The organism is Burkholderia gladioli (assembly GCF_000959725.1).
GTDB classification, from domain to species: domain Bacteria; phylum Pseudomonadota; class Gammaproteobacteria; order Burkholderiales; family Burkholderiaceae; genus Burkholderia; species Burkholderia gladioli.
The window spans coordinates 3,187,819-3,207,897 of sequence record NZ_CP009322.1 but is presented as its reverse complement, the minus strand read 5'-3'; the positions used below and the strand labels follow the sequence as shown (position 1 = coordinate 3,207,897).

Here is a 20,079-nt window from a genome sequence, read left to right as displayed (position 1 = left end):
ATGACGCCAATCCAGTCCAAGCAGTCCAATCCGTCCCACGAAAGGCCGCTGCTGAGCATCGAGGATTTTTCCGCCAGCTTCGGCGGCCGCGCCGCGGTGCAGACGCTGTCGCTGTCGATCGCGCGCGGCGAACGCGTCGCGCTGGTCGGCGAATCGGGTTCGGGCAAGAGCGTGACCGCGCTGTCGATCCTGCGCCTGGTGCGCGACGCCGAGCTGTCGGGGCGCATGCTGTTCGACGGCGAGGACCTGCTGGCCAAGAGCGAGCAGCAGATGCGCGGGATCCGCGGCGCCGACATCGCGATGGTGTTCCAGGAGCCGATGACGGCGCTCAACCCGCTCTACACGGTCGGCAAGCAGATCGCCGAGAGCCTGCGCCTGCACGAGGGCTTGCGGCCCGGCGCGGCGCGCGAGCGCGGCATCGAACTGCTGCGCCGCACCGGGATTCCCGAGCCGGAGCGGCGCATCGACAGCTTCCCGCACCAGCTTTCGGGCGGCCAGCGCCAGCGCGCCATGATCGCCATGGCGCTGGCCTGCCGGCCGCGCCTGCTGCTGGCCGACGAGCCCACCACCGCGCTCGACGTGACGGTGCGCCAGCAGATCGTCGACCTGCTGATCGAGCTGCAGGAGCAGGAGGCGGCCACGCGCGGCATGGCGGTGCTGCTGATCACCCACGACCTGAACCTGGTGCGCCGCTTCGCGCAGCGCGTGGCGGTGATGGAGAAGGGCGTGCTGGTCGAGACCAACGAGACCGCCGCGCTGTTCGCCAACCCGCAACACCCTTATACGCAGCGGCTGCTCGACAGCGAGCCGGTGCGCGAGGTCGAGCCGGTGGCGGCCGACGCGCGGCCGATCCTCGAGGTGCGCGACGTGGCGGTCGACTACCGCACCGCCGCCAAGGGGCTGCGCTCGCTGTTCGGCAAGACCCGCTTTCGCGCCGTGCACGAGGTGGCGCTGACGCTGCGCCGCGGCGAGACGATCGGCATCGTCGGCGAATCGGGCTCCGGCAAGTCGACCCTGGCGGCCACCGTGCTTGGCCTGCAGCAGCCGGCGGCCGGCGCCATCGAGATCGACGGGCTGCCGCTCGCCGAGGTGCGCGGCTCGCGCGGCAAGCGCGAACTCTACGGCCGCATGCAAGTGGTGTTCCAGGACCCGTTCGGCTCGCTGTCGCCGCGCATGACGGTCGAGCAGATCGTCGGCGAGGGGCTGGCCCTGCACCGGCCGGACATGACGGCGAGCGCAAGGCGTGGCAGAATTGCCGCGCTGCTCGACGAGGTCGGGCTGCCGGCCGAGGCGATGCTACGGTATCCGCACGAATTCTCCGGCGGGCAGCGGCAGCGGATCGCGATCGCCCGTGCCCTGGCGGTCGAACCCGAGTTGCTGGTGCTCGACGAGCCGACCAGCGCGCTCGACGTGTCGATCCAGAAGCAGGTACTGAAGCTGTTGACGAATCTGCAGAAGAAGTACCGGTTGAGCTATCTGTTCATCACCCACGACCTGGCGGTGATGCGCGCGATGGCGCACCGGGTGATCGTGATGAAGGCGGGACGCGTGGTGGAATCGGGCGATGCGCTCGATGTGCTGAACGCGCCCTCGCACGCATATACACAAGCGCTGCTCGCGTCGTCGATGCTCTCGACGGCCGCGGCGGCCGAAGAGAGAGCCAATGATTGACGAACGCTGGGCCGAGGCCGCCCGCGGCCTGCGCGGCGATGCCGACTTCTGGTCGCTGCGCATCGTCGACGAGCGGACCGACGAGCACGAGGTCCGCAACGACGTCGCCCAACCGCTCAAGCGCACGCTGGATCGCGGCGCGATGCTGACCGCCTGGTGCGGCGCCGGCGCCGGCTACGCGGCCACGCCGGACCTGTCGCCGGCGGGCCTGCAGGCCGCGCTCGACGCCGCGATCGCACGCGCGAAGGCCGCCGCGCGCTGGTCCCTGATCGATCATCGCGAAGTGGCGCGGCCGGCCCGCGGCGGCAGCTTCGTTTCGCCCGGCGTGGGCGCGGCGCTGCCCACGCGCGCCGACTGGCTGGCGCGGCTCGCCCACGAATGCGCGGCCGCCGCGATCGACCCCCGCATCGTCGAGCGCACCGCCAGCGTGATGCTGATCGAGACCGACCAGCTCTACCTGACCAGCGACGGCATCCGCATCGACCAGCGTTTCGCCTTCGTCACCCCCGAACTGACCGCCGTCGCGCATGCCGACGGCGAGACCGAGACGCGTTCGCTCGGCGGCGGCCGCGGGATGCTCTCGCAGGGCGGCCTGGCGGTGTTCGAGGCCAGCGGCTTTGCCGGCGCCGGCGCGCGCGTGGCCGACGAGGCGCTGCAACTGCTGGCCGCGCCGAACTGCCCGTCCGGGCCGCGCGACCTGCTGCTGATGCCCGACCAGATGATGCTGCAGATCCACGAATCGATCGGCCATCCGCTCGAGCTCGACCGGATCCTCGGCGACGAGCGCAACTTCGCGGGCTGGAGCTTCGTCAAGCCCGAGATGTTCGGCAGCTACCAATACGGTTCGGCCCTGCTCAACGTCAGCTTCGACCCGGAACTGCCCGGCGAGGCCGCCTCCTACGCCTACGACGACGACGGCACGCCCGCCGCCAAGGCCTACCTGATTCGCCGGGGCATCCTCGAGCGCCCGCTGGGCGGCGCGCTCTCGGCGCAGCGCGCCGGGCTGCCCGGCGTCGCCAACAGCCGCGCCTCGAACTGGAACCGCGCGCCGATCGACCGGATGGCGAACCTCAACATCGAGCCCGGCGACGCCTCGCTCGAGCAACTGATCGCCGGCACCGAGCGCGGCATCCTGATGCGCACCAATACCTCCTGGTCGATCGACGATCACCGCAACAAATTCCAGTTCGGCTGCGAGTTCGGCCAACTGATCGAGAACGGCAAGCTCACCCAGGTGGTGCGCAAGCCGAACTATCGCGGGATCTCGGCGAACTTCTGGCGCAGCCTGCGCGCCGTGGGCGACGCCAGCACCTTCCGCGTGCACGGCACGCCGTATTGCGGCAAGGGCGAGCCGGCCCAGGTGATCCGTGTCGGCCACGCCTCGCCGGCCTGCGTGTTCGCCGACGTCGACGTGTTCGGAGGCGCGTGATGACCGGATTCGCCACCGCTTCCACGTCCGCCACCATCGACTGGCGGACGCATTTCGACCGGCTCGCCGACGAGGCCGACGCGCTGCGCGCGCCCGGCGAGACCATCCTGCTGTGGTTCGCCGCCGAGCATTCCGATTTCGTGCGCTTCAACACGGGCCGCATCCGCCAGACCGGCCGCGTGCTGCAGGGCAAGCTGAGCCTGCGGCTGGTGCAGGGCGCCCGCCAGGCTTCGGTCGAGCAGACCGCCAGCGGCGACTGGGCGAGCGACCGCGCCGCGCTGGCCGACTCGCTGGCCGCGCTGCGCGAGGCCCTGCGCGATGCGCCCGACGATCCCCACCTGCTGTTCGATACCAGCAGCTGGACGCGCACCACGCGACGCAGCGGCCGCGTGCCCGACGCCGATGCGCTGGCCGCCCGCGTGGCCGAGGCCGCGCAAGGGCTCGACTTCGTCGGTGCCCATGCCGGCGGCACGATCGCGCGGGGTTTCGCCTCGTCGACGGGCAGCCGCGGCTGGCACGAGGTCGAGAACTTCAATTTCAGCTGGTCGCTGTATGACAAGAGCGGGCGCGCCATCAAGTCGGTCTATGCCGGCGACGACTGGCGCGACGAGGTGTTCGCCGCCAAGGTCGAGGAAGCGGCCGCGCGCCTGCCGGTGATCGCGCGTACGCCGAAGACGCTGGCGCCGGGACGCTATCGCACCTGGTTCGAGCCCTCGGCCGTCAGCGAGATGGTCGAGCTGGCCGCTGGCTGGGCAGGCTTCTCGGCCCGCGCGCAACGCAGCGCGCGCGGTGCGCTGCAGCGGCTCTACGAGGGCGAGGTCGCGCTCGACCCGCGCGTCTCGATCACCGAGGATTTCTCGCTCGGCCTGGCGCCGGCCTTCAGCGCCGACGGCTACCTGCGCGAGAGCGTGCCGCTGGTGGCGGCCGGGCGCGGCGTCGGCCAACTGGTCGATGCGCGTACCGCTCGCGAATACGGGTTGGTGCCGAACGGCGCCTCGTCCTCCGAGGTGCCCGAGTCGCTGTCGATCGCCGGCGGCGACCTGGCCGATGCCGAGGTGCTCGCCGCGCTCGGCACCGGCCTGTATGTCGGCAACCTCTGGTATCTCAACTTCTCGGATCGCAGCCACTGCCGGATGACCGGCATGACGCGCTTCGCCACCTTCTGGGTGGAGGATGGCGAGATCGTCGCGCCGGTCGAGGCGATGCGCTTCGACGACAGCTTCTACAACCTGTTCGGCAGCGAGCTGGAGCGCCTCGGCGCCCAGCCGCAGACGCTGCTCAACAACAGCACCTGGGGCGAACGCGCCACCGGCGGCCTCAGCGTGCCGGGCATGCTGGTGCGCAGCTTCGCGCTGACATTGTGACGCTCGCCGCGATCGAGCCCGCCATGACGACCGTGCGCGCCCTTCAAGCCGAGGATGCCGAGGCGCTGCACGCGCTGCTGTCGCGGCCGGGCGTGGCCACCTGGCGCCTGGAGGCGCCGCATCGCACGCTGGAATGGCGGCGCGACTGGCTCGGCAAGCTGGTGGCGCAGCGGCATGGTTTCGGCGCCTGGGCCGACGGCGCGCTGGTCGGCTTCGGCGAACTGGCACCGCAGCGGCTGCGCCGCAATCACGTGGGCATCCTCGACCTTTCGGTGCACGACGCGCTGCCAGGCGACGCGGTCGGCCGCGCGCTGGTCGAGGCGATGCTGAACTTCGCCGATCGCTGGCTCGGCCTGCGCCGGCTCGAGATCGACCTGCATGCCGATCACGCCGCCGCGCTCGCGCTGTTCGGCCATTACGGCTTCGAGACCGAAGGCTTCCGGCGCGGCGCCGCCTTGCGCGAGGGCATGCTGGTCGACCTGCGGATGATGGCGCGGCTGGTGGATGCCTTGCCGGTGGCCGCGCCCTTCAATCCGGCGGAGCAGCCATGAGCGGGTCGAATCCCGTCACGCCGGCCGCCGCGCCTGAATCGACCGTGCCGGCAAGCCCGGCCGACACCGTGATCCTGCGCCCCTACGAACCGGCCGACGCGGCCGCCGTCGCGACGATCCACCAGCAGCCGGTCTCGCTGCGCTACACGCTCGCCATGCCTTGCCGGCCGGCCGAGGTGGTCAGCAACTGGCACGCGCCGCTGGTGAGCGGCGCCGGCCAGGGTTTCGCGCTGTGCGCGGTGATCGACGGCAAGGTGGTCGGCCATCTCGCGCTATTCGTGCATCCGCCGCCGCGCTCGCACGGCGCCAGCTTCGGCATCGCCGTGCACGACGCCTACGCGGGCCTCGGCATCGGCGCCCGGCTGATGCAGGCGATGCTCGACACCGCCGATCGCGAGCTCGGCCTGCGCCGCATCGAGCTGAACGTGTTCGCCGACAACACGCGCGCGATCGCGCTCTACGAGCGTTTCGGCTTCGTCACCGAGGCGTTTTCGCGCGCCCACGCGATCCGCGACGGCGAGCTGGCCGACGGGCTGCTGATGGCGCGCCTGGTGGCGGCACCGCCGCTCGCGCCGCCGGGCGACTGAGGGGAGGTCGATGCCGTCGTTCTTCATCGATCGTCCCGTGTTCGCCTGGATCGTCGCGCTGGCGATCGTGGTGGCCGGGCTGCTGGCGATCCCGCAGTTGCCGGTCGCGCAGTACCCGCGCCTGGCACCGCCGCGCGTGGTGGTATCGGCCACCTATCCCGGCGCGGCGCCGGAAACCGTCGACGAGGACGTGGCCAGCATCATCGAGGAGAGCCTCGACGGCATCGACAATCTCCAGTTCTACGAAACCAACAGCGACAACCACGGCAACCTCGAGATCGACGTCACCTTCGCGCCGGGCACCAATCCCGACATCGCCGTGGTCGACGTGCAGAACCGCCTCAAGCAGGTCGAGCCGCGGCTGCCGCAGCAGGTGGTGCAGCAGGGCATCAGCGTGTTCAAGTCGGCCAACACCTTCCTGATGCTGGTCACGCTGGCCTCGAAGGACGGCCGGCAGGATTCCACCTCGCTGGGCGACTTCCTCACCCGCAACCTGCTGCGCGAGATCAAGCGCGTGCCCGGCGTCGGCTCGGCCCAGCTGTGGGACGCGGACGTGGCGCTGCGGATCTGGCTCGACCCCGACAAGCTGCGTGAGTTCGGGCTCGGCGCCGACGACGTGATCACCGCGGTGGGCGCGCAGAACGTGGCGGTGACGGCCGGCGCGATCGGCGATGCGCCCTTCGAGCCCGGCCAGCAGATGACCGCCTCGGTGATCGTGAAGGGGCAACTGGCCTCGCCGGCCGAGTTCGGCAGGATCGTGCTGAAGGCCAAGCCCGACGGCTCGGCGGTGCGCCTGGCCGATGTCGCGCGCATCGAGATCGGCCGCGACGACTATTCCTACTGGTCGCGCCTGAACGGCAAGCCGGCCGCGGCGGTCGGCGTGCAGCTCGGGCCGCGCGGCAATGCGCTGGATACCTCGAACGCGATCCGCGAGCGGATCGGCGAGCTGTCGCGGCGCCTGCCGGCCGGCGCGCAGATCCGCGTGCCCTTCGACGGCGCCCACTTCGTGCAGATCGCCATCGACGAGGTGGTGCTGACCCTCGCCGAGGCGGTGGTGCTGGTGTTCCTGGTGATGTGGGTGTTCCTGCGCGGGCTGCGCTACACGCTGGTGCCCACCGTGGTGATCCCGGTCACGCTGATGGGCGCCTTCGTGGCGATGTGGATCTTCGGCCTGTCGATCAACGTGTTCACCATGTTCGGCCTGGTGCTGGCGATCGGCATCCTGGTCGACGACGCGATCGTGGTGGTGGAGAGCGTGCACCGCATCATGGAGGACGAGGGGTTGTCGCCGCGCGAGGCCACGCGCCGCGCCATGAAGCGCATCAGCGGCGCGATCGTCGGCGTGACCGCGGTGCTGACCGCCGTGTTCGTGCCGATGGCCTTCTTCCCCGGCGGCGTGGGCGGCATCTACCGGCAGTTCTCGATCGCGATGATCGCCTCGATGGGCGTGTCCTCCTTCGTCGCGCTGTCGCTCACGCCGGCGCTGTGCGCGAGCCTGCTCAAGCCGATCGGGCCGGGGCAGGCGCAGCGGCGGGGCGCCGCCGCGGCGCGAGGGCGGCGCGTACCGGCGCTCGCCACGCGCGCGGCCGATGCGTTCGCGCGCCTGTTCGACCGGCTCGGCGAGCGCTATCGCCGGGTGGTGGCCTTCACCATCGACCGGCCGCGCCCGATGCTGCTGCTGTACGCGGCCCTGGTGGCGCTGTGCGCGCTGATGGCTTGGGCCATCCCGGGCGGCTTCCTGCCTTCCGAGGATCGCGGGCAACTGCAGGTGATGATCCAGCTGCCTGCCGGCGCCACCCAGTCGCGCACGCTGGCCGTGGTCGAGCGCGTCGAGGCGGTGCTGGCGCGCGAGCATGCGGTGGCCAACGTGACCAGCGTGATCGGCTGGAGCTTCACCGGCAGCGGCCAGAACATCGCGATGGGCTTCGTCGAGCTGGCCGACTGGGCGCATCGCGACGTGGACGCGATGGCGCTGCGCGACCGCCTCAACGGCGAGTTCTCGAAGATCATCGAGGCCGACATCGACGTCTCGCTGCCGCCCTCGGTGCCGGGCCTGGGCCACGGCGACGGCTTCACCTTCCGGCTGGAGGATCGCGGCGGCGTGGGGCTCGATGCGCTGAAGGCGGCGCGCACGCAACTGGTGGAGGCGGCCCGCGCCGATCCGCGGCTCGCCTCGATCCGCACCGAGGACCAGCCCGACGGCCCGCGCGTCGAGCTCGACATCGACCGCGCCAAGGCCTATGCGCTGGGGGTGCCCTTCGAGCGGCTGTCCAGCCTGCTGGGCGGCACCTTCGGCTCGAACTACGTCAACGACTTCCCGGCCAATGGCCGGATGCGCCGCGTGATCGTCGAGGCCGACTCGAGCGCGCGGATGTCCGACGATAAGCTGATGTCGCTGATGGTGCCCAATACGACGGGCCAGATGGTGCCGCTCTCGGCGATCGCCTCGCGGCGCTGGAGCCTGGGCCCGGTTTCGCTGTCGCGCTTCAACGGTTATCCCTCGCTCGACGTCAGCGGGCGCTCGGCGCCGGGCGTGAGCTCGGGCGCGGCGATGGCCGAGATGGAGCGGCTGGCCGCGGCGCTGCCGAGCGGGATCGGCTACGACTGGGTGGACGCGGCGCGCGAGGAGCGCATCGCCGCGCGGCAGACGCCGCTCTTGATCGGCCTGTCGGTACTGGCCGTGTTCATGGTGCTGGCCGCGCTCTACGAGAGCTGGACCGTGCCGTTCGCGGTGCTGACCATCCTGCCGCTGGGGGCGGCCGGCGCGCTGGCCGCGGCGCTCGCACGCGGGTTGCCCAACGACGTCTATTTCAAGGTCGGGCTGATCACCGTGATCGGGCTGGCCGCCAAGAACGCGATCCTGATCGTGCAATTCGCGCGCGATGCCTACCGGCGCGGCGCCAGCCTGCGCGAGGCGGTGCTCGACGCGGCGGCGCTGCGCTTCCGGCCGATCGTGATGACCTCGATGGCCTTTCTGCTTGGCGTGGTGCCGCTGGTGATCGCCACCGGCGCGGGCGCCGAGAGCCGCCGCTCGATCGGCACCGGCGCGTTCGGCGGGGTGCTGGCGGCGACGCTGTTCGGGCTGGTGTTCGCGCCGCTCGCGTACCGGCTGGTGGCCGTGCTCGGCAGCGAGCGGCGGCGCGCGGGTGGCGCGGCCGAGGGCGCCGCGGATGGGGAAGAGGGCGTCTCGGGCGATGCCGCCGAGCGGCGCGGGAATCGGGAAGGAAATCACGAAGGGAATCGGGAAGCGGCGCCGTCGCCGGGCAGCCAGGCCGGCGAAGCGCCGCGCGAGGGACGCGACGGCCGCGATCTGCCGCCGCCCGGCGCCCAGCCTTACGGGCCGACGCGCTAGCGGGCTCGGGTGTGGCCCGCTCGGCCTCTCCCGCCGGTCCGGCGCGCCGGCTTTGATACGATGCACGCTTTCGCCTCTTCGGATGTCCCGCGTGAGCCGTCGTTTCCTGTCCAGCCTGCTTTCCCGCCTCGCCGCCTGGCGGGCCGCCGCCCGGCCCGTGCTGGCCTCGGCCCTGGCCCGCGCGCGGCCGCCCGTCTCGCGCGCGCTGGCCCTGCTCTGGCACCACCTGCGGCATCCCACGCGCCGCGGCGTGCTGATCGTCGTGGCGGCCGTCCCGGCGCTGTTCCTGCTCTACGTGCTGGTGCTGATCCCGTTCACGCCGAGCATCGGCGACATCCGCAAGGCCCGGGTCGACGCGCCGGCCCAGGTGATGTCCTCGGACGGCAAGCTGCTGGCCGAATTCAAGCCCTCGAACCGCGAGTGGGTGGCGCTGGCCGATATCTCGCCGCACATGGTGGACGCGCTGATCGCCACCGAGGACCACCGCTTCTACGAGCATCACGGGCTCGACTGGCGGCGCACCGCCGGCGCCGCGCTGCACACCTTCTCGGGCGACCGCCAGGGCGGCTCGACCATCACCCAGCAGCTCGCCCGCAATCTCTATCCGGACCAGATCGGCCGCGCGCCCACGCTCACGCGCAAGCTCAAGGAGGCGATCACCGCGCTGAAGATCGAGGCCGTCTACAGCAAGCCGCAGATCCTCGAGACCTACCTGAACACGGTGCCCTTCCTCTACAACGCCTATGGCGTGGAGATGGCCGCGCGCACCTATTTCGACAAGTCGGCCGACCAGCTCGACGTGCTCGACAGCGCCACCCTGGTGGGCATGCTCAAGGGCAACAGCTACTACAACCCGGTGATCAATCCCGAGCGTGCGCTGCAGCGGCGCAACACGGTGCTCGGGCAGATGGTCAAGTACGGCAAGCTGACGCCGGCGCAGTTCGCGGTGCTGCAGAAGAAGCCCCTGCGCATCGACTTCGAGCGGCAGAAGGAGCCGCCCGGCCCGGCGCCGCATTTCGCGCAGCAGTTGCGCAAATGGCTGATCGGCTGGGCCGACCGCAATGACTACAACATCTACTCGGATGGCTTGATCGTCAGGACCACGATCGATTCGCGCATGCAGTCGATGGCCACCGCGGCGCTCAAGCTGCAGGCCAACCAGCTGCAGGGCATCGCCAACAGCGCCTGGAATTCGGGCAGCGGCTGCGCGTTCGGCAGCCCGCTGTTCCAGACCTTCATCCGCGAGACGCCCGAGTACAAGGCCGCGCGCGACGGCGGCGCCGACGATGCCGCCGCGCTGAAGGCGCTCGGCAAGCAGCGCGAGTTCCTGCGCGATCTCTGCAAGGCCAAGGCCGACGTGCAGGCCGGCTTCATGGCGATCGACCCGCGCGACGGCGCGATCCGCGCCTGGGTCGGCAGCCGTGATTTCAGCACCGAGCCCTTCGACCATGTGCAGCAGGCACGCCGGCAGCCGGGTTCGACCTTCAAGGCCTTCGTCTACGGCGCCGCCTTCGCCGACGGCGCCAAGCCCACCGATACCTTCATCGACCAGCCGGTGGAGATCCCGCTCAAGGGCGGCGAGATCTGGCGCCCCGACGACGCCGAGACGCCCACCGGCAAGCCGATGACGTTGGCCGACGCGCTGGCCTATTCGCGCAACCGCATCACCGCGCAGCTGATGCAGCAGGTCGGGCCGGTCAAGGTGGCGCGGCTCGCGCGCGAGATGGGCGTGCGCGACAGCACGCTGGAGGCGGTGCCCTCGCTGGCGCTGGGCACCAGCCCCGTCACGCTCAAGGAGATGGTCTCGGCCTACGCGACCATCGCCAACCTCGGCAGCTATGTGGAGCCGCGCATGGTGACCCGCATCGAGGATCGCGACGGCAACGTGCTGGCCGAGTTCATGCCGGCGCCGCCGGAACGCACGCTGTCCACCTCGGCCTCGCGCACGCTGGTGGAGGCGCTGCGCGGCGTGATCAATCGCGGCACCGGCTCGGCGATTCGCTCGCGCTTCGGGATCCGCGCCGACGTGGCCGGCAAGACCGGCACCACCCAGGGCAATACCGATGGTTGGTTCATCCTGATGCAGCCGCAACTGGTGGCGGGCGCCTGGGTCGGCTTCGACGACGGCCGCGTCACGCTCGGCGATACCTGGGGGCAGGGCGCGCGCAGCGCCTTGCCTATGGTCGGCGATTTCTACCAGCGCGTGTTCCGCGCCAAGCTGATCGACGCGCGGGTGAGATTCGATACCGAGGCGCCGCCGGGTTTCTTCGATACCTTGCGTGGCAAGCTCGACGACTGGATCGCCTATCTGTTCCCGTCCAAGCCGGAGAAGCCGGCCGTGCCGCAGAAGCCGCGCGCGCCGGCACCGGCCCCGGCGCCGAGCGAGGCGGAGCAGGCGGCCAGTGCCGCGAGCGCTGCCTCGGCGGCGGCCGCGGCCGAGGCGGCTTCGGATCCGCTCGGCGCATTCCTGAAGGGCGGCGGCGCGGCGGGCGGCCATGCCGCGTCGGGCGTGGATACCTTCAGTGCCTCGGCGCCGCCGCTGCTGCCTTCGGCGCCGGCCGGCGGCGGTAATCACGGCAGTGGCAATGGTGGCGCGAGCGGTGGCGGGCAGGACAACGGCCTGCCGAGCGAGCCGCCGGCCGAATCGCCGACGCCCACGCCGGATACGCCGTCGTCGGGCAACGGCAACGGGCAATAAGCGAATGCCGCAAATGGCTTCCCCGTCACGATGAACCAACGGCGTGGTCGCGGCCTGACTGGCTTTGCAAAAGCGATCAGAGAGTCCCGATCCTAATCAATCAGACGTATCCAAATTTCATAATTTGAGTCGTTTGGGTCAACAACTTGGCAGTTGTTGACAGCTATCTTTCATTGCTTCGATAAGCTCGCGTCCAATAACCACCTCAATGGACGCAGGCCACGTCGAAGAGAATGAACAAGAATGCGCATCGCCTGGTGTATTTCAGGCTTCGGGGTATGGTGGTGGCCGTCACCGAGACGGCCACGGCCGAGGGCAAATCCGCAAGCGGCGAGGCGCGGCGGGTCAAGCGATCGTCAGGCATGCGCGTTGCCGTGGTGCTGGCCGCCTCGGTGGTGGCCGGTGCTCTGTCGACGCCGGTCCAGGCGCAAATAGTCGGGGCCGGGCCGAGCGCGCCGGCGGTGATCCAGACGCCGAACGGGCTGCCGCAAGTCAATATCAACAAGCCCGGTGGTGGCGGTGTGTCGGTCAACACCTACAACCAGTTCGACGTGCAGAAGGCCGGCGCGATCCTGAACAACTCGGCCACCATGGTCCAGACCCAGCTTGGCGGATGGATCAACGGCAACCCGAACTTCGGGCCGAACGATGTGGCGCGCATCATCGTCAACCAGGTCAACAGCCCGAACCCGTCCCGGATCCGCGGCGCGCTGGAGATCGCAGGCGCCCGCGCGGAGCTTGTGCTGGCGAATCCCTCGGGTATCTATCTCGATGGCGCGGGCTTCATCAATACCAGCCGCGCGACCCTGACCACGGGCCTGCCGTTCTACGGAGCCGACGGTTCGCTGGCTGGCTACAACGTCAGCCGCGGCCTCGTGACCGTTGCCGGTGCGGGTCTCAATGCCTCGAATCTCGATCAGGTCGACATCATTTCTCGTGCCGTGCAGGCCAATGCGGCGATCTACGCGAAGAATCTGAACGTGATCGCCGGCGCGAACCAGGTGAATCACGACACGCTTGCCGCGACGCCGATCGCCGGTGACGGTCCTGTTCCCGCTGTCGCGATTGATGTGGCCCAGTTGGGCGGCATGTATGCCGACAGGGTGTTTTTGGTTGGCAACTCGGCAGGCGTCGGTGTCGCGAACGCAGGGACGATCGCGGCGCAGGCAGGCGATCTGACGCTGCAATCGAATGGCCATCTGGTGCTCACGGGCAAGACGATGGCGAGCGGCAACCTCGCGTTGTCGGCCGCGAACGGGATACAGAATAGCGGTACGACTTACGCTCGGCAGTCGCTGTCGGCAAGCATTGGCACCGATCTCACGAACAGCGGGACGCTGGCGGCGCAGCAGAATACGAGCGTGAATGCCGGCAGCGTCAATTCAACCGGCACGCTCGGTGCGGGCGTGAACAACGATGGGGCGGTCGGCCATGGCGGCGACCTGAACCTGACGGCCTCCGGTCAGTTGAGCGCAACCGGCCAGAATGCTGCCGGTGGCAATGCGTCACTGACCGGTGCCAGTGTGAATCTCGCCGGCAGCCAGACGACAGCAAACGGCAATCTGTCGCTGAACGCGACAGCCGGCGACGTGAACCTGTCGAGCGCGACGACCAGCGCACAAGGTACGGTCAACGCGAAGGCTTCCGGCACGATGATCAACGACCACGGCAGCGTGTCGAGCGGCGGCAGCATGACACTGACGGGTGCCAACCTGTCGAACCACGGCGGTACGATCACGCAGTATGGATCGTCGACGATGGGGATGAACGTCAGCGGCACGCTCGATAACTCGGCCTCCGGCGTGATCCAGACCAACGCTACCGACCTGACGCTCACGCCGGCCGAGCTGGACAACGCGGGCGGCACCATTACGCACGGCGGGATCGGGACGTTGACGATCGCTCCGGGCACGGGAGCCAACGCGGACGCCGGTGCACTGAACAACGCGTCGGGCAGCATCGTGACGAAGGGACAAGCCATTGTCCAAGCGGCTGGCTTGAACAACGCGGGCGGTATTCTCGCCGCGCAACGGGGCATCGACGCGACCATATCGGGCCACTTGAACAATGCGCAGGGGTTGCTTCGTTCTGACGCGTCGCTGTCGTTGACGAGTGGCGGCGCCCTGTCGAACCAAGGTGGCAAGATCAGCTCGACGCACGACTTATCGATCGCCGCGGCCACGCTGCAAGGCGGCGGCACCTACAGCGCGACGCATGACGCCAACGTGCATCTCCAAGGCGACTACACGGCGGCGTCCGATACCCAGTTCAATGTCGGTCACGACCTCGCGTTCACCTTGCCCGGCACCTTCACGAACAACGCGAGCCTGCAGTCGGTCAACACACTGAGCGTCGACGCAGGCAACATCGTCAACGCGGGCGCCTTGACGGCCGGCGGCTTGCTGCATACGCAGTCGACCAACCTGACCAATACCGGCGCGCTGGTGGGCGCCAGCGCCTCGCTGAACGCGACGAATACGATCTCGAACCTCGGGCCGACCGCGCTGATCGGGGCGTCGGACAGCAACGGCACGCTCGACATCCTCGCGCACGACATCGAAAACCGCGACGACACGACCGCGACCGACTCGATGGCGACGACAGCCATCTTCGGCATGGGCAAGGTCGTGCTGGCGGGCGGCAAGGACGCGAGCGGCAGCTATACGAACGCCGCGCTCGTCAATAACGTGTCGGCTCTGATCCAGTCCGGCAGCGAAATGGAACTGCACGCGGACAAGGTGACGAGCACGCGCCGCGTGATGAAGACGTCCACCAGCCAGATCGACCCGGCATCGCTCGCGCAGTTTGGCATCAGCATGGTTGGATGCTCGGCAGTCGACATGACGGCGTGCTCTGGCCGGGACGTGGGCTGGGTCGATTTGAGCAAGCCCGAGGTGCAAGCGCTTTTTCTGGACTTCCCAGGGGGAGTCCCTACCGTTCCTCCCCATGGCGGACAATGGAACAGCAGTTACCAGAAGACCACGTACTACGCGGACAGCGCGACAGCGACGACCGTAACGAGCCTCAGCCCGGCCGCCCAAATCGTGTCGGGCGGCAAGATCGATGCGTCGTCGGTCGGTACGCTGCAAAGCTACTGGAGCAACATCGCGGCGGTCGGCGACGTCAAGATGCCAGCCCGCTACGACGCCGACGGCTGGGCGGCCTCCGGCCAGAAACTGCCGGGCGTGACGGTCTCCTACTCGGGGCAATATCACTACAACAACTACGACTACACCGAGCACGACTGGCAACTGCCGTTCGGCAACGCGCCGTTCGTCACGGGGCGCCCGGGCGGCTACACACAGGCGGCGCCAGCCTCCCTCAAGGATTACACGCTGCCGGGCTATTTTTCGACGCTGAGTTCGAACGGCACGATCTCGGGCACGGGCGTCAGCGTCAATAACACGGCCGGTAACGCATCGATTCCGCCGCTCGGCCTGCTGCCGGGGCAATCGGTGCCGGGACTCACGCCGATCAAGCTGAGCGGTAACGCGAGCGGCGCGAAATCGGGGGCGTCGTCGGTGCACGGCGGGCCGTCCGCGCCGGTCGATCCGATCCTTGCCAGCGCGACGGCACTGAATGTCCTGAACAACCTCACCATTCCGCAAGGCGGATTGTTCAAGCCGACCGCCGCGCCGAACGCGAGCTATGTGATCGAGACGAACCCGGCGTTCACGAACCAGAAGAACTTCATCTCGAGCGACTACTTCTTCAGTCAGATCGGTGTCGACCTCACGCATATCCCGAAGCGCCTGGGAGACGGCTTCTACGAGCAGCAACTGGTACGCAATCAGGTGACATCGCTGACGGGCAAGGCAGTGCTCGGACCATATGCGGACCTGCAGACGATGTATGAGTCGCTGATGGCGGCCGGCGCCGATCTGTCGAAGTCGCTCGATTTACCGATCGGCGCGAGCCTGTCGGCCGACCAGGTCGCCAAGCTAACCGGCAACGTGATCCTGATGGAAACGCGCGTGGTCGACGGCCAGTCGGTGCTGGTGCCGGTCGTGTATCTGGCGCAGGCCAGCCAGCAGAACGTCAATGGCCCGTTGATTGCCGCAACCAACATCGATCTCCAGAACGCGCAGTCGTTCACGAACAGCGGCACGATCACGGCGGACAATACGCTGGCGATCCAGGGCAAGCAGATCGACAACGCATTCGGCGCGCTGCAAGGCGGCGGACTGATGGCGCTTTCGACCGAGAACAACATCGATCTGACGTCGGCGAACGTGAAGGCCGGCAGCCTGCAGTTGGACGCGGGCCAGGACCTGATTCTCGACACGGCGACGAAGACGAACACACGCGTGAGCCGGGACGGGGCGACGAGCGTGGTCACCACGCTCGGGCCGACCGCGAAACTCGACGTTGCGGGCGATGCTTCGATCACGACCGGCGGTAACTTCCAGCAAAACGCGGGCGATCTGTCCGTCGGCGGTAATCTCGGCATGAATGTCGGCGGCAACTGGGATCTCGGTGCCGTGCAGACCGGCGAGCACAAGATCGTGCAGCGGGCCAATGGTGTGTCGAATACTGACATCAACAAGGTCACCGGTAGTTCGGTCAGCGTCGATGGGCAATCGAATGTCGTCGTGGGTGGTGACCTGACGGCGAAGGGCGCGCAGATCGAGCTCGGGCAAGGTGGGACGCTTGCTGCCAAGGGAAACGTCACGCTGGAGGCGGCGAGTGCGACCTCGACCGTGAACAGCAACAGTTCGGGCAGCGACAGTCACGGCAGCTATGCAGAGACGCTGCACACGTCCGACCAGGCACTGACTGGCACGACGCTGAAGGGAGGCGATACGGTCAATATCGTCTCGGGGAAGGACATGACGCTTTCCGGTAGTACCATCAGCCTCGACAAAGGCAATGCGAACCTGCTGGCCGCCGGCGACGTGAACGTCGGTGCGGCAACCGAGACGCATGCACTCAACTCACATGAAACGCATAGTCACAGCAATGTGGTGAGTGGTGTAAAGGTTGCAAGTGGAATCGATCAGACGATGACGCTCAATCGTGGCAGTCTGGTGTCGGCGGACGGCGTGAATATAGTCAGCGGAAAGGACGTCAATGTTCAGGGCAGCACCCTCGTCGGGACGAACGACGTGACGCTCACTGCCGCGCACAACGTGAGGGTGACGACGTCGCAGGATACCTTGCAGTCTTCGAACTACTACGACAAGAAGGAATCGGGGCTGATGTCGGGCGGCGGCCTGTCGGTCTCGGTGGGCAGCAGTTCGCTGAAGACGACCAGCCAGACGACCGAGGTGTCGAACAACGGCAGCACGATCGGTTCGCTGAAGGGCAACCTCAGCATCGCTGCGGGGAACGATCTGCACGTAACGGGAAGCGACCTGATTGCGGCCCAGAACCTGAGCGGAACAGGCGCGAACGTGACGGTCGACGCTGCGCAGGATACGCGTCACCGGGGCGAGACGCAGGACGTGTCGAAGAGCGGCCTGACGTTGGCGCTGAAAGCGCCCGTGATCGATGCGGTGTCGAATGCCGTGGGTCAATCGCGAGCGGCCGGTCGTAGCCAGGATGGCCGCGCCGCAGCGTTGCACGGGATGGCGGCGGCCAGCGCGGCATGGGATGCGAACATGGCCGCGGGCGATCTGGTCAATACACTGGGGGCAGGCGAAACACCCCAGTTCAAGGTTGAGGTCAGCGTCGGCAGCAGTCACAGCAAGAGCGCGTTCTCGGAAGATAGCGTGACGAATCGCGGCTCCAGCGTCATGGCAGGCGGAACCGCGGCGTTCGCGGCGACGGGTAACGGCCAGCCGGGAAGCGGCAATGTGATGATCGCGGGCTCGAACGTGAACGCGAACGATGTGATCCTGGCGGCAAAGAACCAGGTCAATATCGTCAACACGACCGATACGGACTCAACGCGCAGCACGAACGATTCGAGGAGCGCGAGCGTGGGCGTGTCGGTTGGCACGGGCGGCTTCGGTGTCTCGGCGGCGATGTCGAAAGCCAGCGGCGACGGCAACAGCGACTTGGTCACGCAGAACAACAGCCATGTGAGCGCGGCAAACAGCGTGACGATTATCTCGGGGGGCGATACGAACCTCATCGGATCGACGGTGAAGGGCAATCAGGTGAATGCCGACGTGGGCGGAAATCTGAATATCGCGAGCGTGCAGGATACGTTGTCGAGCGCGGCGCATCAGTCGAGTTCAGGCGGCGGCTTCAGCATCAGCCAGGGCGGCGCCAGTGGGAACTTCAGCCGGAGCAAGGGCAACGCGTCGGGAAGCTATGCGGGCGTCAATGAGCAGGCCGGAATTCATGCGGGCGATGGCGGGTTCAATGTCAACGTGGCCGGCAATACCGACCTGAAGGGCGGGTTGATTGCGAGCCACGCGGATGCGTCGAGGAATTCGCTGACGACAGGGTCGCTCTCCTTCTCGGACGTCCAGAATCAGTCGCACTACGATGCGAGCTCGAGCGGCTTCAGTGCGGGCGCGACGACCGGCGATGGCGGGATGAACTACAGCACACATGGCAGCGCGTCAGGCAAGAATACGGGCGGTGCGGCGCCCATGCTCGGCCAGAACGACAGTGGCAGCGATTGCGCGACGACGAAGAGCGGCGTCAGCGCGGGGACGGTCACGATTAGGGATTCGGTGAACCAGAAGCAGGATGTGGCAAGCCTGAACCGCGATACGACGAATACGAACGGTACAGTTTCCAAGCTTCCTGACATGCAGAGCCTGTTGAGCAATCAGGCGGACATGATGGCGGCGGCCAGCGCCGCCGGTGAAGCGGTGTCGCGCCGTATCGGGGACTACGCGGACAAGATGATGAAGGAGGCCGCGGCGGACGGGGACAAGGCGGGCGTTGACGCGTGGAAGGAAGGCGGAGCGAATCGAGCGCTGATGCAAGGTGCCGGCGCGGCGCTGGTGACGGGGCTGGCGGGCGGTAACACGGTAGGCGGCGCAGCCGGCGCGGCGATTGCGTCGATCGCGTCGGGCAAGTTGAACGAGCTGAGCGGTGCAATCGCGGGCAGCGATCCGACCGGCGACGTCAATATGAATCAGGCACTGGGCAACATCGTGGCGAATGCGCTGGCGACGGGAGCCGGTGCGGCGGTGGGTGGTGAATCGGGGGCGTTCTCGGGGTACAACGTGGATCGGTTCAACCGGCAATTGCATACGGAAGAAAAGGCGCTCGCGAAACAACTGGCGGAAAAAAGCAAGGGTGAATATACCCAAGCGCAAATCGAGGATCAGATGCGGATCATGGGTGTGTCCGATGCGAGAGATGGGGCGGTGGCGCCTGGAACGTCCGAAGAGTTGAATGGTCGCGCTCCGAGCGATCCTAGTGCCGGTTGGTTAAATACAGGATTGTCTAATGAAAATGGAAATCCTTTGATTATTCAAGTAATGTTGGAGGCGAATCCGGCATTGCAAAATTTCATCATGGAAAACTACAATTCGGCTGCACAGGGGCAAGTGCCGAGTACTTATACGTATGCGCCGACCCCAGTGGGGTTAGATGTATGGGGAGCAGTGGCTAATGCTGCAGGCAGTGTATCGACTGCCGCTGGACGGTTTGGGGCAGTCACTGCGGCCGGAGCGACTATGCCATCGCCTTACGCGCCGGGGTTGGCTACGGCGGCTTATGTTGCCACAGTGACCGGCATGGTAGCCGACGCTGTAGTGCAGGTTGTGAAACCTGATGTTGGGAAATATTGGACGAATAGCGGAGGCGCCATGATTTCCGATCGACTCTCAACAAAGTATCCACTTGCGACGCCTATAATCAATGAGGCTGCAAACAATTTTAACGGCAGCAGATTGTCTCAATCAATACAGGACTTCATAAATTCCTCTTGGGCGCGTATTGTTAATCAACCGGAGAATAAGTGAAACTTATCGACAACGGAAACTTGACCGGGTTGGTGTGTGCCACCTTGATTGCGGCGGGCATAGGGATATCGTATTGGGCATTCAAATATGCGCCTCCCTCGATTTGGAGCGTGCTTTTAGCGTTGCTCGGATTCTTGCTTATGGCTATCGGTGGCTTGAGCAGTCGTGCTCGTCTACTAAAAATTAAACCCTTCGGTAGCAACTACAAGAAGGTACGTGATAGCTATAAAACGAACGTCGGCGCAGACGCTGATAAGCCCAAATGAAAAATCCCCACTGGCTGCCGCTACTGCCGTTTGCTACGTTGGTCGCGACAAGCTTATCTGCCCAAGAAGCTCCGCGCTTCGCCATTCCAGGCATTGACCAGCAAACCCGGTAGCATGAAGAAGCGCGGAACCGTCGGTTGAAGCTCTCGATATAGGCACTTCCCACCGACTTGCCAGGTCGGATGAATGACAGCGTGACACCGGCTTCGTAGGCCCATGCATCCAGCCCTTACCAGCGAACTCCTGCCTGTTGTCGAGCAGGTAAGCCTCGCATCTCCTTCAGACGCTCG

General features: G+C 67.2%; 9 protein-coding genes. All 9 read left to right on the top strand.

All coding sequences use genetic code 11. The features are described from left to right. The 9 genes from BM43_RS13870 to BM43_RS40420 all read left to right on the top strand — a co-directional run bounded on the left by BM43_RS13870 (position 1) and on the right by BM43_RS40420 (position 19,789). Positions 1-1,671 carry an ABC transporter ATP-binding protein gene (locus BM43_RS13870; RefSeq protein WP_042285894.1) on the top strand — a complete coding sequence of 557 codons (1,671 nt, stop codon included), beginning with the start codon at positions 1-3 and terminating at the stop codon, positions 1,669-1,671. Then, a complete protein-coding gene (locus BM43_RS13865) occupies positions 1,664-3,100 on the top strand; it encodes a TldD/PmbA family protein (RefSeq protein WP_036055201.1) in 1,437 nt (478 codons plus the stop codon). The genes BM43_RS13870 and BM43_RS13865 overlap by 8 nt, the downstream gene beginning before the upstream one ends. Beyond that, positions 3,100-4,464: a metallopeptidase TldD-related protein gene (locus tag BM43_RS13860; protein ID WP_036055203.1), complete on the top strand. Its 1,365-nt coding sequence runs from the start codon at positions 3,100-3,102 to the stop codon at positions 4,462-4,464. The genes BM43_RS13865 and BM43_RS13860 overlap by 1 nt, the downstream gene beginning before the upstream one ends. A gap of 23 nt (positions 4,465-4,487) precedes the next feature. Then, on the top strand, positions 4,488-5,015 hold the full coding sequence (locus BM43_RS13855; protein WP_036057062.1) for a GNAT family N-acetyltransferase: 528 nt from the start codon (positions 4,488-4,490) through the stop codon (positions 5,013-5,015). Further along, positions 5,012-5,602 carry a GNAT family N-acetyltransferase gene (locus BM43_RS13850; protein WP_036055204.1) on the top strand — a complete coding sequence of 197 codons (591 nt, stop codon included), beginning with the start codon at positions 5,012-5,014 and terminating at the stop codon, positions 5,600-5,602. Before BM43_RS13855 ends, BM43_RS13850 begins: the two co-directional genes overlap by 4 nt. Before the next feature lie 10 nt (positions 5,603-5,612). Next, entirely contained in the window at positions 5,613-8,954 is a 3,342-nt protein-coding gene (locus BM43_RS13845) for a multidrug efflux RND transporter permease subunit (RefSeq protein WP_036055205.1), read from the top strand. Positions 8,955-9,045: 91 nt separating this feature from the next. Beyond that, the gene (locus BM43_RS13840) at positions 9,046-11,652 is read left to right on the top strand and encodes a penicillin-binding protein 1A (RefSeq protein WP_036057064.1); all 2,607 of its coding nucleotides are present in this window, start codon (positions 9,046-9,048) and stop codon (positions 11,650-11,652) included. 233 nt (positions 11,653-11,885) lie between these two features. Then, a complete protein-coding gene (locus BM43_RS13835; protein ID WP_080752265.1) occupies positions 11,886-19,523 on the top strand; it encodes a hemagglutinin repeat-containing protein in 7,638 nt (2,545 codons plus the stop codon). Beyond that, a complete protein-coding gene (locus BM43_RS40420; RefSeq protein WP_105859280.1) occupies positions 19,520-19,789 on the top strand; it encodes a hypothetical protein in 270 nt (89 codons plus the stop codon). The genes BM43_RS13835 and BM43_RS40420 overlap by 4 nt, the downstream gene beginning before the upstream one ends. Positions 19,790-20,079 lie beyond the last annotated feature (290 nt).

What these genes read in the sequence shown, in the direction of transcription:
- BM43_RS13870 (WP_042285894.1), top strand. Translation starts at nt 1, where the DNA reads ATGACGCCAATCCAGTCCAAGCAGTCCAATCCGTCCCACGAAAGGCCG.
- BM43_RS13865 (WP_036055201.1), top strand. Translation starts at nt 1,664, where the DNA reads ATGATTGACGAACGCTGGGCCGAGGCCGCCCGCGGCCTGCGCGGCGAT.
- BM43_RS13860 (WP_036055203.1), top strand. Translation starts at nt 3,100, where the DNA reads ATGACCGGATTCGCCACCGCTTCCACGTCCGCCACCATCGACTGGCGG.
- BM43_RS13855 (WP_036057062.1), top strand. Translation starts at nt 4,488, where the DNA reads ATGACGACCGTGCGCGCCCTTCAAGCCGAGGATGCCGAGGCGCTGCAC.
- BM43_RS13850 (WP_036055204.1), top strand. Translation starts at nt 5,012, where the DNA reads ATGAGCGGGTCGAATCCCGTCACGCCGGCCGCCGCGCCTGAATCGACC.
- BM43_RS13845 (WP_036055205.1), top strand. Translation starts at nt 5,613, where the DNA reads ATGCCGTCGTTCTTCATCGATCGTCCCGTGTTCGCCTGGATCGTCGCG.
- BM43_RS13835 (WP_080752265.1), top strand. Translation starts at nt 11,886, where the DNA reads ATGAACAAGAATGCGCATCGCCTGGTGTATTTCAGGCTTCGGGGTATG.